Genomic DNA, 13,542 nt, shown 5'->3' with positions numbered 1-13,542 from the left:
CGCTATTCTCCTAAATATACTTGTTTGACTTGCGCGTGGTTTTGCACCTGATCCATTGTGCCTTCCGCTAGAACATGTCCTTGATGGAGCACGGTGACATGGCTTGCAATGGAGCGTACAAAATCCATGTCATGTTCGACGACAACGACTGAGTGCTTCCCAGCTAGAGAATTAAGGAGCTCTGACGTTCTGTCCATTTCTTGGTGTGTCATGCCTGCAACAGGCTCGTCGACGAGCAATAGTTTTGGGTTTTGCATGAGTAACATGCCAATCTCAAGCCATTGTTTTTGGCCATGAGAAAGGTTACCGGCGAGATTAGTCTCGGCAGATTGAAGGTGGATCAGCTCTAGCACTGAACGTAACTTATCGCGTTGCTCACCAGATAATGTTGCACGGAATGTTGCCCAAACTGAGCGTTGGCCAGCCATCGCGAGCTCAAGGTTTTGCCATACAGTTAAACATTCAATGACCGTTGGCTTTTGAAACTTTCTGCCGACCCCAGCATTGGCAATCTCCGCTTCATTCATATCCAAAAGATTAATATTCGAACCAAGCCAAACTGAACCTGTATCGGGTGTTGTTTTGCCTGTAATAATATCCATCATGGTGGTTTTTCCTGCACCGTTTGGACCGATAATGCAACGAAGTTCGCCTTCCTTGATGTATAAATTAAGGTCATTAATGGCTTTAAACCCATCAAAGGATTTATTGACCCCTTCTAAATACAACAAGATGTTGTGTGAGGTATCGATCAATGGATGATGTTGAGGCTTGATGAAATCAAAGACTTCATCTCGTTTGGTAAAAGACTTTAAAACTTGAGTTGTTTCACTTAAGCGGCTCAGGGCGTTCATTGTGTCGCCTCCTTAGTTTTGGGATGAGGCGAAGCACGTCTTAATTTTGAACCCTGATCGGCCACAAAACCCATGACGCCTTTTGGTAGGTACATCGTAGACAACACAAATAGTCCGCCGAGTGCGAACAGCCAGATTTCTGGAAATTCAACGGTGAACCAGCTTTTTGCATAGTTAACCAGTAAGGCACCAACGATGGCACCAAATAGCGTGGCTCGACCTCCAAGTGCCACCCAAACAACAATTTCGATAGAATTAAGAGGCGAAAATTCACCTGGATTGATGATGCCAACTTGCGGAACATATAACGCACCCGCGACACCAGCTATCACGGCAGAAAGGATGAAAATCCATAACTTCATGTTGTCGACATCGTAGCCCATGAAGCGTGTGCGTGACTCGGCATCACGAATCGCGAGTGACACTCGCCCTAAGCGACTATTGATCACCATACGGCAGACGAGGTATGAAAGAATCAACGCGATGGCGGTGCAAACAAAGAGGGCGATTTTGGTTCCGTCGGCTTGCAAACTGTAACCGATGATGTCTTTGAAGTCGGTAAGACCGTTATTTCCCCCAAATCCCATTTCATTTCTAAAAAACGCTAGCATAAGTGCAAACGTCAACGCTTGCGTCATGATGGATAAGTACACACCGGACACTCTAGAGCGAAACGTTAAATAACCAAAAACCCACGCCAATATGCCAGGAACAAGCACGACCATAAGGCACGCAAACCAGAATTGGTCGAAACCTTGCCAGAACCAAGGCACTTCGCTCCAGTTTAGGAAGACCATAAAATCAGGTAGCTCTGCATTGCCATAGACGCCTCTGTCACCGATTTGGCGCATGAGGTACATACCCATGGCATAGCCACCAAGCGCGAAGAATGCGCCGTGACCAAGACTCAAAATACCTAAATATCCCCACACTAAATCCACAGCAAGTGCCAACATGGCATAGCTGAGATACTTACCTAATAAGGAAATCGTGAACGTCTCGATATGGAGAGGATGTCCTGTTGGCAGCAACAAGTTAGCCATGGGTATGAATACCGCCATAGCAAATAGTATCGCGATGGTAAACTGGCCACCGCGGTCATTTTTTAAAATAGACATTAGCATCGTTGTTCCTTAACTCTCTGCTGCGCGGCCGCGTTGAGGGAATAAGCCTCGTGGACGTTTTTGGATGAATAAGATAATAAAGACAAGCACCAAAATTTTTGCGAGTACTGCGCCAGCCCATGGCTCAAGAATCTTGTTAAATATGCCAAGCCCCAGCCCCGCAACAAGCGTTCCCCATAAGTTCCCGACGCCGCCAAACACGACAACCATAAATGAATCAATAATGTATGCCTGACCCATGTTTGGACCAACGTTAGTCAGTTGGGACAATGCAACACCAGCGACACCCGCAACGCCAGAACCTAGCCCAAAGGTCAATGCATCCACACGCTCTGACCTGATACCCATTGCCTTTGCCATTGAACGGTTTTGTGAGACCGCTCTAACTTGCAACCCGAGAGGCGTTCGCTTGAGTAGCGTAAGTAATGCCATGAAGACGGCAAAACAAAAAAGCACAATGTACAAACGGTTGTAAGTGATCGACAACATAGGGTTAATTTGTAATGCACCTGACATGAAGTCAGGGGTACTAACGGAGCGATTTAGTGGCGAGAAAATGGAGCGAACGGCTTGTTGTAAAATAAGGCTCAAACCAAAGGTTGCCAGTAATGTTTCAAGGGGGCGACCATATAAATGACGGATTACACCCCGTTCGATGGCTATCCCAACGGCACCGGAAACAAGAAACGCCATAGGGACGGACAAGATAAGTGACAGCCCGAGGTGGTTTGGCATTAAGAGTTGCATGACGTAAGTGGTATAAGCACCGATCATGATTAGTTCACCATGAGCCATGTTTATCACGCCCATTACGCCGAAGGTGATCGCAAGTCCAATGGCCGCAAGTACTAAGATGGACCCCATGCTAAGGCCGAAGAATGCGGTTTCCACTCCGGAGTACAAGCGTTGACTTTGTTGGTACTGGTCCAAACCTTTTTGTGCAGCAGCAAGAACCTCTGCATCAGTTGATTTATTCATCACGTCAGTCAGTCGGCTGAATACAATCGAGTTTTTGTAACTTGATAGTGTGACGATTGATGCAAGTTGTATCGACTTATTGTCAGATAATGCACCAAAAGCAGCCGTCGCAAGGGTCATCGCGTTGATAACTGCCGAATCCTTTTCTGTCGCAAGTGCGAGTGCTATGTCGGCATTGAGGGCGGGTTCGGTATTGCCAACCAGAGAAAGGACAGCATTCAAGCGAGTGGTGCTGTCTTCAGCGAAGAGTCCCATTTTGGCGAGCTCTGACCGAATTTCCTTACGTAGCTTATTGTTGACTCGTACTTTTTTGAAGTCACGAGTATTTGTGATGACGAGAGTGGATTGAGAATATACGGTTTCAGCTTGTTGGTTGACAGCAAGATTATCAATAACGTAAAGCTGATTCGTTTCTGGGTGAAAATAAAGATCACCGTTCAACCAACCATTCAATAGGCGTTGATTCTGCGATTTCTCAGGTTGTTCTGTGAGCCAGTTAATGGCAAGTTGCTTGTTTTTTGTGCTCTTACCCATAAGTGTTGGGGCGATTTGTTCATAAGATGTGACGGTTTCTGCATGGACAAGCGAAGAAAAAAGTAATGTGAAAAAGAGAGAGAAAGTAATGGGTATTCTCAATGCTTTCATATTCTGACGTCCTGTGTTTTATAGTTATGATCTGACTTTTCGAAAAACGTATCCAAAAGTCAGCGATGCTCGGCGTTAATGTGTTGCAAAAACACCGAGCAACAATATCTACTCACCATGGGTGACGATTTAAATACGAGTGATGACCTCAATATTTACATGACATCCCGGTTAAGAAGATTTCTGGCGATAGATCAGGCTTGGTTAGTTAGAACCAGAACATTTCGCTGTTTTGACATTAAAGCTGCCACATGAAAAAGGCTTGCTCCAACTTGAGAACAGATCCTTTGAGCCCGGAAGAAAGTCAGACCAAGCATCTCCAGCAATAAGTCCTGTTGTTTCCCAAACAGTATCAAATTGACCATCGTCTTGAATTTCACCAATCAGCACTGGTTTGGTGATGTGATGGTTAGGCAGCATAGTTGAGTAACCACCGCTTAAGTTCGGAACGGCAACACCAATCAAAGCGTCTTGCACAGTCTCTGCATCGGTGGTGCCGGCATTGGTGACCGCTTGAACCCACATATTGAAACCGATGTAGTGTGCCTCCATTGGATCGTTGGTCACACGTTTATCGTCTTTGATGAATTTTTGCCATGTCTCGATGAATTCACTGTTTTCATCGGTATCAACGCTCATGAAATAGTTCCATGCCGCAAGGTGACCAACGAGTGAAGAGGTGTCCATGCCAGATAATTCTTCTTCGCCGACAGAGAACGCGATGACTGGAATGTCTTCAGATGATACGCCTTGTGCGCCAAGTTCTTTATAGAAGGGGACGTTGGCATCACCATTGACCGTAGAGACGACAGCGGTTGCTTTACCCTCGGAACCAAATTTCTTGATATCTGAAACAATAGATTGCCAATCAGAGTGACCGAATGGCGTGTAGTTGATCATGATGTCACTGTCGCTAACACCTTTATTCTTGAGATAAGCCTCGAGAATTTTATTGGTGGTACGTGGGTAAACGTAGTCTGTCCCAGCTAACACCCAACGTTCAATCTCTAAGTCATTCATTAGGTAATCAACGGCAGGGATCGCTTGTTGGTTAGGCGCCGCGCCTGTATAAAAGACATTTTTAGAAGATTCTTCACCTTCATATTGCACGGGATAAAACAAGATACTGTTGAGTTCTTCGAAGACAGGAAGCATGGATTTACGCGAGACCGACGTCCACCCACCAAACACAACATCGACTTTTTCCTTTTCGATCAGTTCACGTGCTTTTTCTGCAAATAGTGGCCAGTTTGACGCAGGGTCGACGACAACCGCCTCTAGTTTTTTACCAAGCAAACCGCCTTTTTTGTTTTGTTCTTCGACCAGCATCAACACTGTGTCTTTTAGTGTGGTTTCACTGATCGCCATTGTTCCCGACAAAGAATGCAATACGCCAACTTTGATCGTTTCTTCTGCGTAGGCGGAAGCGGACAATGCGGCAATAGCGCCAAGAGTGGCCAGTGTGAGCTTTTTGGTAGTCTTCATTTTTATCTCCTTGTAATGAATAACTATTCTTGGAGCAAGATTGTTGCCAAAATCGACACTGGAGAAAATAAAAGCTTAACGCATTGATTTTAAATGTTTAATTTTTTCTAATTGTTATTGTAGGTGCGAGATAAAAAATGAAGTGCGCCGCATTTTGGTTCATGCGTGCAAGTCACTCACCAAAATGGTGAATACATGTTGATAATTTGATCGGTAACGAAAACTCAGCGTACATGAGATGTTTTTCTCAGTGGTTAAGTGTGTGGATGATGAATGGGTACGGCAGCTGATAGGAGTTTTAGTAGTAAGCCGTTGAATGCGCTTAAGTTGCAGGCGTTAGCGTATTGTGGACAGAAAATATCGCGATGAGTAGCTCGCAGGATCGTGAGAGAAGAGTTGGGGGGAGGTCAGAAACACTTTACATCTTGCGCGTATTAAGCGGGATAGATAAACTCGTGTTCAAATGAAAGGGAGCAAGTATGTTTATTGTATACAAACTAATAAAATTGGCGTTAATAACCGCAGTTTTTTTGACCATTTTTGATCTCATCTCTTATGGAGAAGTCACTTGGTATAGCCGTTTACTAGGGATATAGTTGCGCCTATTGAAGAGTGTATATATTAAATTCAAGCCCATGAAAAATAACTATCTATGGGCTTGAATTTAAGTTAAGCCATTGACTTAACTGACTTCTTTTCTTTTAGCATCTTCGCTAGAAAATATACGTTCACACAAGCAATAAATCCATTAGTGACCACTACTGGCATAGAGTCGATTGCCAGTCCATAGGCAGTAAACAGTGCGCAGCCGATAAAATTCAGTACTCTTAATTTTACGATGTCTTTCATTGTTAGTGAAATAGCCACCATGATTGAAGCGGCATAGCCAAGAATTTCCACTGTATTAACGTCCATTTGTTTTCCTCTAAATCTTGCCAGTTTAACTGGTACCAGTTCTTCTCATCATGAGATTAACGAGGAAGCTCCGTGCCCCGAATGGTTCGTTGGGTTGATGGAATTAATATAACAAGCCCAATGTGTCGAGGAAACCCAAAGGTTGTCTATTGGAGAGGGTTAGCGATTACGCAAACGTTTTTTCGAATTAACGGTGTGTTAATGACAAGATCTGTTGAAGGATTTCTTGCGTGGAGAGTACTTGTGCATGCTGGTGCTTATTCGTGTGGAACAGTAAGGTTTAAGGGGAGAGAATCAAATTAAAACGCTCGCTGAGATAGCGAGCGTTGATAACAACCAAATGAATCGGCAGTATTACTTCTTGCCTTGCACTTGTTGCTTGTCTTCTTCTGTCAGCTCACGAATGCGACGGCTGATATCGCGACGGGCTTTAGAAATTTCAGCACTCTTGATGATATGATCATCAACGCGGTCTTCATAATCTGCTTTCATGTTTTTGATAATCGCCAAGATTTCATCTTGTGTCATGTCTGGCTTGACGTAGTCCAGAAGGTTTTCAAGAAGATCGACACGTTTGCGGTTATCACGAACCTTTTTTTCGTTGTCTAGTAGTTCACGTTTTAGTTTGTTCTTACGACGTGCTTGAGACACGATTTCGAATACACTACTCATAAAATCCTTTCCTAAATTATTCGTCAAAATCTAACTTGATTAAAACACAACAATTGCCTGTAGAACAGTCCTTAGATCAATGCTGTCGCATTGTTGCTTATAATCTAGACACTTAGAAGAATAACCGATTGAGTTGAGAGGGCGGTTAGCGCTATATTTGGGGGTATTGAAGTTTATAGTGTGTGCCAAATAATGTTGTCCAATTCAAATCGACCGCCCAAGTACGCGAGTGAGATAAAGGTAAGTAGTGATATGCTCGCTGACATGGCTTCTCCTGATCATGATATCTCGCCTAAACTGAAAGAGGCTTACGTCCGTGAGCGTCTTAAGCAAGAGCGTACCGAAGTTGAATTGAATCGTTCTCGAGTGGTGATGGTAGATCAACATGGTCGATTTATTAAAATGCCATTTTTGATAGAGCATTAAACGCACGCATTTAAACAAAAAGACGAGAGCAAGAAGGATAAATATGAGCATTGAACTTTCCCCCCTTGAAGCAAGAGTTATCGGCTGTTTAATTGAAAAGGAGGTAACAACACCAGATCATTACCCATTAACTTTGAACAGTCTTACGTCTGCCTGTAATCAAAAAAGTAACCGCGAGCCTGTCTTGTCGTTATCCGAAGCTGAAGTACAAGATACCCTAGAGGGATTAATTACACGTCGCTTAGTGAATGACGAAAGTGCATTCAACAGCAGAGTGTCGAAGTATCAACATCGCTTTTGTAATACTGAGTTTGGTGATCTACGTTTGTCTAAGCAAGAGAAAGGGATTGTATGTTGTATGCTGCTTAGAGGTGCGCAAACCCCAGGTGAATTACGAACTCGTACTAACCGTTTATGCAATTTTACAGATGTCAAAGAAGTGGAAGTCACGCTCGATGCGATGGCATCCAGAGAACAAGGCCCTTTAGTGGTTAAACTGCCTCGTGAACCTGGTAAGCGTGATTCTCGCTACGCACATCTGTTTAGCGGTGAGGTGGACATCGAGGCATTGTCACAGGCGTCTTCTCAATCATTTACATCGAGTAACCAAAACGACGGTCGTATTGACTCTCTTGAATTCAAAGTTCAAACCCTGGAATCTGAGTTGGCCGAACTCAAGGCGCTGGTTAACTCGTTAATTGACTAATTGACTAATTGACTAATTGACTAATTGACTAATTGATCGGTTGTACAATATAAAATGCCTTACTCGGTGCTCATAAATCGACTTTAAGCAGGAATGAGAATAGTGACCATCGATACCACGCCATGGACGGTGTATTTGCTTCGAACGAATGAAAACAAACTGTACTGTGGCATAACTAACAACATGGCAAGGCGTTTTCTACAACACGAAACAGGGAAAGGGGCCAAATCGTTACGCGGTCGAGGCCCTTTGCATCTTGTCTGGACGCAAGAAGTCGCGAATAAAAGTGAGGCATTAAAGACAGAAATAGCGATAAAAAAGCTGCCCAAAGCCACTAAAGAGAATCTGGTTGTCAACGCTTCTGTTTTTGTACGAAACGAATAACGAGTTTACTGGCTGAAATACGTTATGTTGTATACAATTAATTAAAACGCCAAAATGATAATTACTAATGAAAAAGACGTTTTCAATATTAACTAAAGCATTGCTCATTTCGTTGTCAGCGCCTGTGCTGGCAGGGAATTCACTTCCTGGATATTGGGAGTATCATGAATACCTTAATGAGTTCCCAACCCAAAATGAATTAACCGATGAGTTGACGAAAAGCGTGAGAGCTTCGGCAGTTCGTTTGTCGGTGAAACAAAAAGATCCCGTTACGATATCGGTTGTCTACCCTGGTCAACAGGTTTCGGATTACTGGATTCGGAATATTAAAGCTTTTGAATCGAGAATGGATGAACTGGGGATTGATTATGAGATTAATCAAGTCTTCACTCGCCCTAATGTTGACCTCCGACAACAAAGTGTTTCGTTAATGGAGGCAATTAAAAATAAAACGGGGTATTTAATCTTCACGTTAGATACGACTCGTCATCGAAAGTTTATCGAACATGTACAGAATTCGACAGACACAAAGCTAATTCTTCAGAATATAACCACCCCAGTAAAAGCGTGGGCTGATAATCAACCCTTCATGTACGTTGGATTTGATCACGTTAAAGGTAGTCACGTACTAGCGGATTACTTTAAGGAAACCGTGACGGGAAACAGCTCATATTCCGTTTTATATTTCTCTGAGGGTTATGTGAGTGATGCACGTGGTGGAACCTTTATTGAAGATATGTCCAGGGAAAACCGTTATCGACTCGCTTCGTCTTATTATACAAAAGCAGATAAGTTGAGCGGTTACCAAGCGGCAAAAGATATGTTGAAGGCGCATCCTGAAATAGATTTTATTTATGCTTGTGCGACAGATATTGCTCTAGGTGCGGTTGAGGCCATCAAAGAATTGGATCGACATGATGTCATCATAAACGGTTGGGGTGGGGGATCCGCCGAGCTAGATGCAATTAGAAAAGGCGACCTTGATGTTACTGTTATGCGTATGAATGACGATACCGGTATAGCAATGGCAGAAGCAATCAAAAGGGATTTGGAAAACAAACCGGTTCCAACGGTATATTCTGGTGATTTCGAGCTGGTCACAAGCTTAGATTCAGAACAGAAAATTGAAACGCTGAAAGCACAAGCCTTTCGTTATTCCGATAAATAATGATGCCGTTGACTCATTTTAATAGTCGTAAAACGCTGGTTACACTTATCACCCGGATAGTTGTCTGGGTGGTAGGTGTTTTTACTATTGGAATGCTGTTGCAAAGCTGGCATTTAAGCCGAGATCTTGTCAAAGAAGAAATACAGCGAACGTCCCGTCAGACAAGCAGTTTAATGGTCAACTATTTTGATTACCGGTTAGCGTCACTCAAAATATTACAAGATAGTAATGCCAAGAGCGATACGGTTGAGCAGTATTTTGAAAACTATGATACTCGGTCTCTTGATTATTATTTCTTACGCGAAGATAATTTGGAGCCGATACACTCCCCAGATTTTCGTTTTATTACTCATCTTACCGACATCATTTGGGATGATGGTAATGCACTATTTTACGGTTTAGAAGATCATAGCCTTATTGACGTTTTGCAGCAAATAGGTGCCCATAGTAATTGGAATGTGGTTCGAGTGGACTCTCAATTGGGGGAGTTATTTATTTTGGTCCGTAGGACTCCCATTATCCATAGCGAATCAGGAGAAGTTTTAGGTTATTTACTGGCGGGCATTGTATTAAATGATAACGCTGGGTTATTGTCTAGCTTAATGAGTGGCAGTAATAGTGACGATGTATTATTAATGTTTGATGAGCATTTTGTAGCTTCAACTATATCAGATGATGATAATTATACGCACCATTCAATATTGACCATGATAAAAAATGGTAAACGGGATTTAGGTCCACTATTAATATCAGAAACTCATTTGGCGGTTGGCCTCAATCAACACACACTTAAAATATATTCAATTCAGCGTAACGCTAGGGGCAATGTTTTAAGAAATAATTATCTGATCGGGATCGCTTTATCGCTAGTCATCATTATATCAGTATCATTCGTGACGCGAAGGTGGTTAAACAGGAAGGTGAGCATCGAGCTTGAAAACCTCATGTCTTACACAAAAATTTCCAGCAATGAGGGCGACTTATTTAATTTTTCAGGGTCACCGATCTATGAGTTCCACCATATAGGTATGACCTTGAACGATACATTTGAAAGGTTGTCGGAACAGAAAAAATTGTTCCAGGACTTATTCAATTTTTCGTTATCACCGATTATCGTTTGGTCCGATACGGCAACCATTACCCAGATTAACCCTGCAGGTAGGAAAGTACTGGGGTTAACGAATGAAATTGAAGGCGCCGACACCAAGCCCTATACAGAGTTTGTTGAACAAATGAAAGTCCATGTTCAGAAGGCTAACCTAGGCGCAACGCTAACCGGGATCAATGTACCTATCGGAAATAAAGTATTTCGTTGGAATCTCTCAGCCATTCAGCCCCAAGGTAATAAAACATTTGTTCTTGCACAAGGACTGGATATTACGGTTTTAATTGATGCTGAGCGACAAAGTAAAAAAGCAAGAAAAGAAGCAGAATCAGCCGCCAAAGCAAGAACCGATTTCTTAGCTAAGATGAGCCATGAAATACGCACGCCTCTAAACGGTATATTAGGGATCTCACAGCTTCTTAAACAAGGCAGTGCTGATGTAAATTATCAAGAACAAATTAAAGTCCTTTGCCAAAGTGGAGAGCACTTACTTGCGGTTTTAAATGATATTCTTGATTTTTCGAAAATAGAAAATGGCAGCTTTAATATAGAGAAGCATATATTTAAGTTTAGTGAGATTACGAGTGCATTAAATGGTATTTATGGACCATTATGCAAAAGTAAAGGCGTGGATTTTGTTATTGATGATCAATTGCCTGTAAATACGATGCTTAATTCAGACCAAGTGAGACTGAATCAAATCTTATTTAACTTGGTTAGTAATGCGATTAAATTCACACATCAAGGTTCAGTGCAGGCATCATTTATTTTAAGTAAAACCAATGGTCATGAGTTGGACACACTGCGCATTATTGTCGAAGATACGGGAATTGGAATTTCTGCTGACCAAATGTCTCTGATTTTTGATCCCTTTGTTCAATCTGAAGCAACCTCAACTCGTGAGTATGGGGGGAGCGGTTTAGGCCTTGCCATTGTCAAGCATTTAGTGCACTTACTCGATGGCGACGTTTTACTGGAAAGTAAGTTAGGTGGAGGGACTCGGTTCACAATCGAGATCCCAATTGAATTCGTCATTGAATCAAGTATCAAAACGCCGTTGGCTGAACCCGAACTCGATTATCATTTATTTGACCGTTCGCTTAGTATGTTGTTGGTGGAAGATAATCATACTAACGCTTTTATCGCTAAAGCATTTTGCGAGAAGTATGGGATGAATGTGATGTGGGCGAGGGAAGGACACGAAGCGTTCGAACTGTTAAATAGTATGTCCTTTGACCTGATATTGATGGATAACCAACTGCCATCCATTTCAGGGATTGAGATTACGCGAGAGATAAAAAAGAATAGCGAAATAGATACGCCTATTTACGCGTGCACAGCCGACAACCTAGAAACGACTAGAGATGCATTTTTACAAGCAGGCGCTGATTACGTTATTGTAAAACCCATTAAAGAGAAGTCATTAAATCTTGCACTTAAGCATTTTAGACAATATCACTACAAATCATGAAAGAATGATTCGGAACGCTGCAGGTAGATAGGTTCGTAGTTAGTTTAAAAATAACAAAGAGAATAAAGTACTGTTAAGGGTGAGGTTACTTTACCTCACCCTTAATTCGTGTGTGGCAGGGGCGCTCGTCGATTACTAGGTGGCGCTTGGTGCTAGTCTCGGTTATATATCCAAAAAAGAGTACGTCTACCGCGCCAGCTTATGGTGAGCTTGAGAAAAATGGCCGGCACAGAACGCACCAACAATAGAAAGTTCACCCGCTAAACATAGTACCGCTGTCACTTCTGCAAATGCTTGAGATTTTCCTGAACCATGTAGCCCAAGAAGCTCTAAACATGCGCGCTGACTCGGCAAACCTGTTCCTCCGCCCACGGTTCCCACCATGATATTAGGCATCGTAACACTGGCATAAAGGTCACCATTGGCAGTCAGTTCCATACGTGTCATACCAATCGCTGACTCTGCGACACACGCGGCATCTTGACCACACGCAATGTAAAGTGCAGCAAGCGCATTCGCATAATGGGCATTGATGCCAATGGTGCCGCTTAATGCTCCACCGACAGTGGTCATTTGTGCAAATTCTGACATTTTCTTAGGCGTTGTATGCAGGTACTTTTCAATGAGATCTGCTGCTATTGTGACCTCTGCCGTTACTTTTTTGCCTCGTACACTTCTTAACGTTTGTGAATTCGCTTTTTTGTCACCAGAAAGGTTTGCATCCAAGAATGCATATTCAGGTTGGATTGGTGAATGCGCTAAGATAAATTCAAACACACAATTGGTCGCAATTGTGACCATGTTCTGTCCTGATGCGTCGCCAGTTAAGTATTCAAAGACCAGGTAAACATGATTACCTTCGATATTGACGTTAATATCAATCAGTTTGCCGTGCGAGGTAGTGGATTCTGCGAGTATTTTGAAATCATCAAATTGCGTTACGACCCATGCAACAAACTGTCCTGCTTCAATAAGCGATCGAAATGCAAAGCCTGGTGTTCGAGTCACGCCTTCATTGAGTAACATAGCACTAGCGCCACCGCTTGCCGTAATGAGGTTCGCTCCGCGGTTATACGATGCGACCAATGCGGCTTCTGTCGTCGCGAGTGGTACCTGATAATCGCCATTCGCGAACAAACCGTTGACTCTGAGTGGTCCAGCGGTACCAATTGGCATCTTTAGCGTTCCAATGAAAAACTCAATGTTTTTATTGTACTCGTGCATTTGGCTAATGGTGTGAGGGTCGAGTAGCTGTTGCTTGGCCTCGTCATTATCGAGTTGTTTCCAGCGATAATCCACATGTCGTTGAGACAGGTTGGGGCTACGATTGACACGTTGGCTGGGGGAGTGCGTCTTTGGTGCGAGTTTGTCTTGTAACTCGGAAAGAGCAGCGTCTTGTGTAATGTTATCGAGATAATCTCGTTTGTGTAGATTAATTTTGGGCATTTCAGTCGCAGTAGAACAGTTTGGGGGAATTCTACTTAGGTCACGGACAGATACAAGCGTAATTCAGTCAGTTTTATTAAGTAATGTCGCTGAGAGTTTGATTTTAAAGTAATTTCAGTGCTAAAAGGAAATACTTGTATACAATTTTCAACCTAACACTTCT

Annotated in this window: 12 protein-coding genes; 5 read left to right on the top strand and 7 right to left on the bottom strand. The window is 42.8% G+C overall.

The features are described 5' to 3' along the window. Positions 1 to 2: 2 nt before the first annotated feature. From urtD to AB4405_RS03645, 6 genes are all read right to left on the bottom strand, one after another. Positions 3 to 854 carry an urea ABC transporter ATP-binding protein UrtD gene (gene urtD / locus AB4405_RS03670; RefSeq protein ID WP_372059684.1) on the bottom strand — a complete coding sequence of 284 codons (852 nt, stop codon included), beginning with the start codon at positions 852 to 854 and terminating at the stop codon, positions 3 to 5. Next, the gene (urtC, locus tag AB4405_RS03665; RefSeq protein ID WP_372059683.1) at positions 851 to 1,978 is read right to left on the bottom strand and encodes an urea ABC transporter permease subunit UrtC; all 1,128 of its coding nucleotides are present in this window, start codon (positions 1,976 to 1,978) and stop codon (positions 851 to 853) included. The genes urtD and urtC overlap by 4 nt, the downstream gene beginning before the upstream one ends. Positions 1,979 to 1,987: 9 nt before the next feature. Continuing rightward, positions 1,988 to 3,601 (bottom strand): urea ABC transporter permease subunit UrtB, encoded by a 1,614-nt coding sequence (gene urtB, locus AB4405_RS03660; protein ID WP_372059681.1) that lies wholly within the window; start codon positions 3,599 to 3,601, stop codon positions 1,988 to 1,990. A 204-nt stretch (positions 3,602 to 3,805) separates the two neighbouring features. Next, entirely contained in the window at positions 3,806 to 5,086 is a 1,281-nt protein-coding gene (gene urtA, locus AB4405_RS03655; protein WP_372059680.1) for an urea ABC transporter substrate-binding protein, read from the bottom strand. A gap of 669 nt (positions 5,087 to 5,755) precedes the next feature. Then, positions 5,756 to 6,001, bottom strand: coding sequence for a YgjV family protein (locus AB4405_RS03650; protein ID WP_102468514.1), 246 nt, complete (start codon positions 5,999 to 6,001; stop codon positions 5,756 to 5,758). Between the two features lie 354 nt (positions 6,002 to 6,355). Next, on the bottom strand, positions 6,356 to 6,673 hold the full coding sequence (locus tag AB4405_RS03645; RefSeq protein WP_102468515.1) for a DUF496 family protein: 318 nt from the start codon (positions 6,671 to 6,673) through the stop codon (positions 6,356 to 6,358). Positions 6,674 to 6,865: 192 nt separating this feature from the next. On the opposite strand from AB4405_RS03645, the gene AB4405_RS03640 reads away from it, so the two are divergent. The 5 genes from AB4405_RS03640 to AB4405_RS03620 all read left to right on the top strand — a co-directional run bounded on the left by AB4405_RS03640 (position 6,866) and on the right by AB4405_RS03620 (position 11,933). Continuing rightward, positions 6,866 to 7,099 (top strand): hypothetical protein, encoded by a 234-nt coding sequence (locus AB4405_RS03640; protein ID WP_133148205.1) that lies wholly within the window; start codon positions 6,866 to 6,868, stop codon positions 7,097 to 7,099. Between the two features lie 43 nt (positions 7,100 to 7,142). Then, complete coding sequence (locus tag AB4405_RS03635; protein ID WP_372059679.1) at positions 7,143 to 7,805, top strand: YceH family protein; 663 nt, start codon at positions 7,143 to 7,145, stop codon at positions 7,803 to 7,805. Positions 7,806 to 7,907: 102 nt separating this feature from the next. Beyond that, on the top strand, positions 7,908 to 8,189 hold the full coding sequence (locus AB4405_RS03630) for a GIY-YIG nuclease family protein (RefSeq protein WP_372059678.1): 282 nt from the start codon (positions 7,908 to 7,910) through the stop codon (positions 8,187 to 8,189). A gap of 67 nt (positions 8,190 to 8,256) precedes the next feature. Continuing rightward, positions 8,257 to 9,357: an autoinducer 2-binding periplasmic protein LuxP gene (locus tag AB4405_RS03625; protein ID WP_372059677.1), complete on the top strand. Its 1,101-nt coding sequence runs from the start codon at positions 8,257 to 8,259 to the stop codon at positions 9,355 to 9,357. 92 nt (positions 9,358 to 9,449) lie between these two features. After that, complete coding sequence (locus AB4405_RS03620) at positions 9,450 to 11,933, top strand: LuxQ periplasmic sensor domain-containing protein (protein ID WP_372059676.1); 2,484 nt, start codon at positions 9,450 to 9,452, stop codon at positions 11,931 to 11,933. 186 nt (positions 11,934 to 12,119) lie between these two features. Here the strand turns inward: AB4405_RS03620 and AB4405_RS03615 are convergent, their stop codons facing one another. Further along, the gene (locus AB4405_RS03615) at positions 12,120 to 13,379 is read right to left on the bottom strand and encodes a hydroxymethylglutaryl-CoA reductase (RefSeq protein ID WP_372059675.1); all 1,260 of its coding nucleotides are present in this window, start codon (positions 13,377 to 13,379) and stop codon (positions 12,120 to 12,122) included. Positions 13,380 to 13,542: the final 163 nt, after the last annotated feature.

The sequence above is a fragment of the Vibrio sp. 10N.261.51.F12 genome (genome assembly GCF_041471725.1).
Lineage (GTDB): Bacteria > Pseudomonadota > Gammaproteobacteria > Enterobacterales > Vibrionaceae > Vibrio.
The sequence above is the reverse complement of the archived record's forward strand: the minus strand, read 5'-3'. Positions and strand labels throughout refer to the sequence as shown.

Excerpts from the sequence above, each read along its gene's own strand:
- urtB (WP_372059681.1), bottom strand. The coding sequence starts at position 3,601 with ATGAAAGCATTGAGAATACCCATTACTTTCTCTCTCTTTTTCACATTA.
- urtC (WP_372059683.1), bottom strand. The coding sequence starts at position 1,978 with ATGCTAATGTCTATTTTAAAAAATGACCGCGGTGGCCAGTTTACCATC.
- AB4405_RS03645 (WP_102468515.1), bottom strand. The coding sequence starts at position 6,673 with ATGAGTAGTGTATTCGAAATCGTGTCTCAAGCACGTCGTAAGAACAAA.
- AB4405_RS03640 (WP_133148205.1), top strand. The coding sequence starts at position 6,866 with ATGTTGTCCAATTCAAATCGACCGCCCAAGTACGCGAGTGAGATAAAG.
- AB4405_RS03625 (WP_372059677.1), top strand. The coding sequence starts at position 8,257 with ATGAAAAAGACGTTTTCAATATTAACTAAAGCATTGCTCATTTCGTTG.
- AB4405_RS03615 (WP_372059675.1), bottom strand. The coding sequence starts at position 13,379 with ATGCCCAAAATTAATCTACACAAACGAGATTATCTCGATAACATTACA.
- AB4405_RS03635 (WP_372059679.1), top strand. The coding sequence starts at position 7,143 with ATGAGCATTGAACTTTCCCCCCTTGAAGCAAGAGTTATCGGCTGTTTA.
- AB4405_RS03620 (WP_372059676.1), top strand. The coding sequence starts at position 9,450 with ATGCTGTTGCAAAGCTGGCATTTAAGCCGAGATCTTGTCAAAGAAGAA.
- AB4405_RS03650 (WP_102468514.1), bottom strand. The coding sequence starts at position 6,001 with ATGGACGTTAATACAGTGGAAATTCTTGGCTATGCCGCTTCAATCATG.
- urtA (WP_372059680.1), bottom strand. The coding sequence starts at position 5,086 with ATGAAGACTACCAAAAAGCTCACACTGGCCACTCTTGGCGCTATTGCC.
- urtD (WP_372059684.1), bottom strand. The coding sequence starts at position 854 with ATGAACGCCCTGAGCCGCTTAAGTGAAACAACTCAAGTTTTAAAGTCT.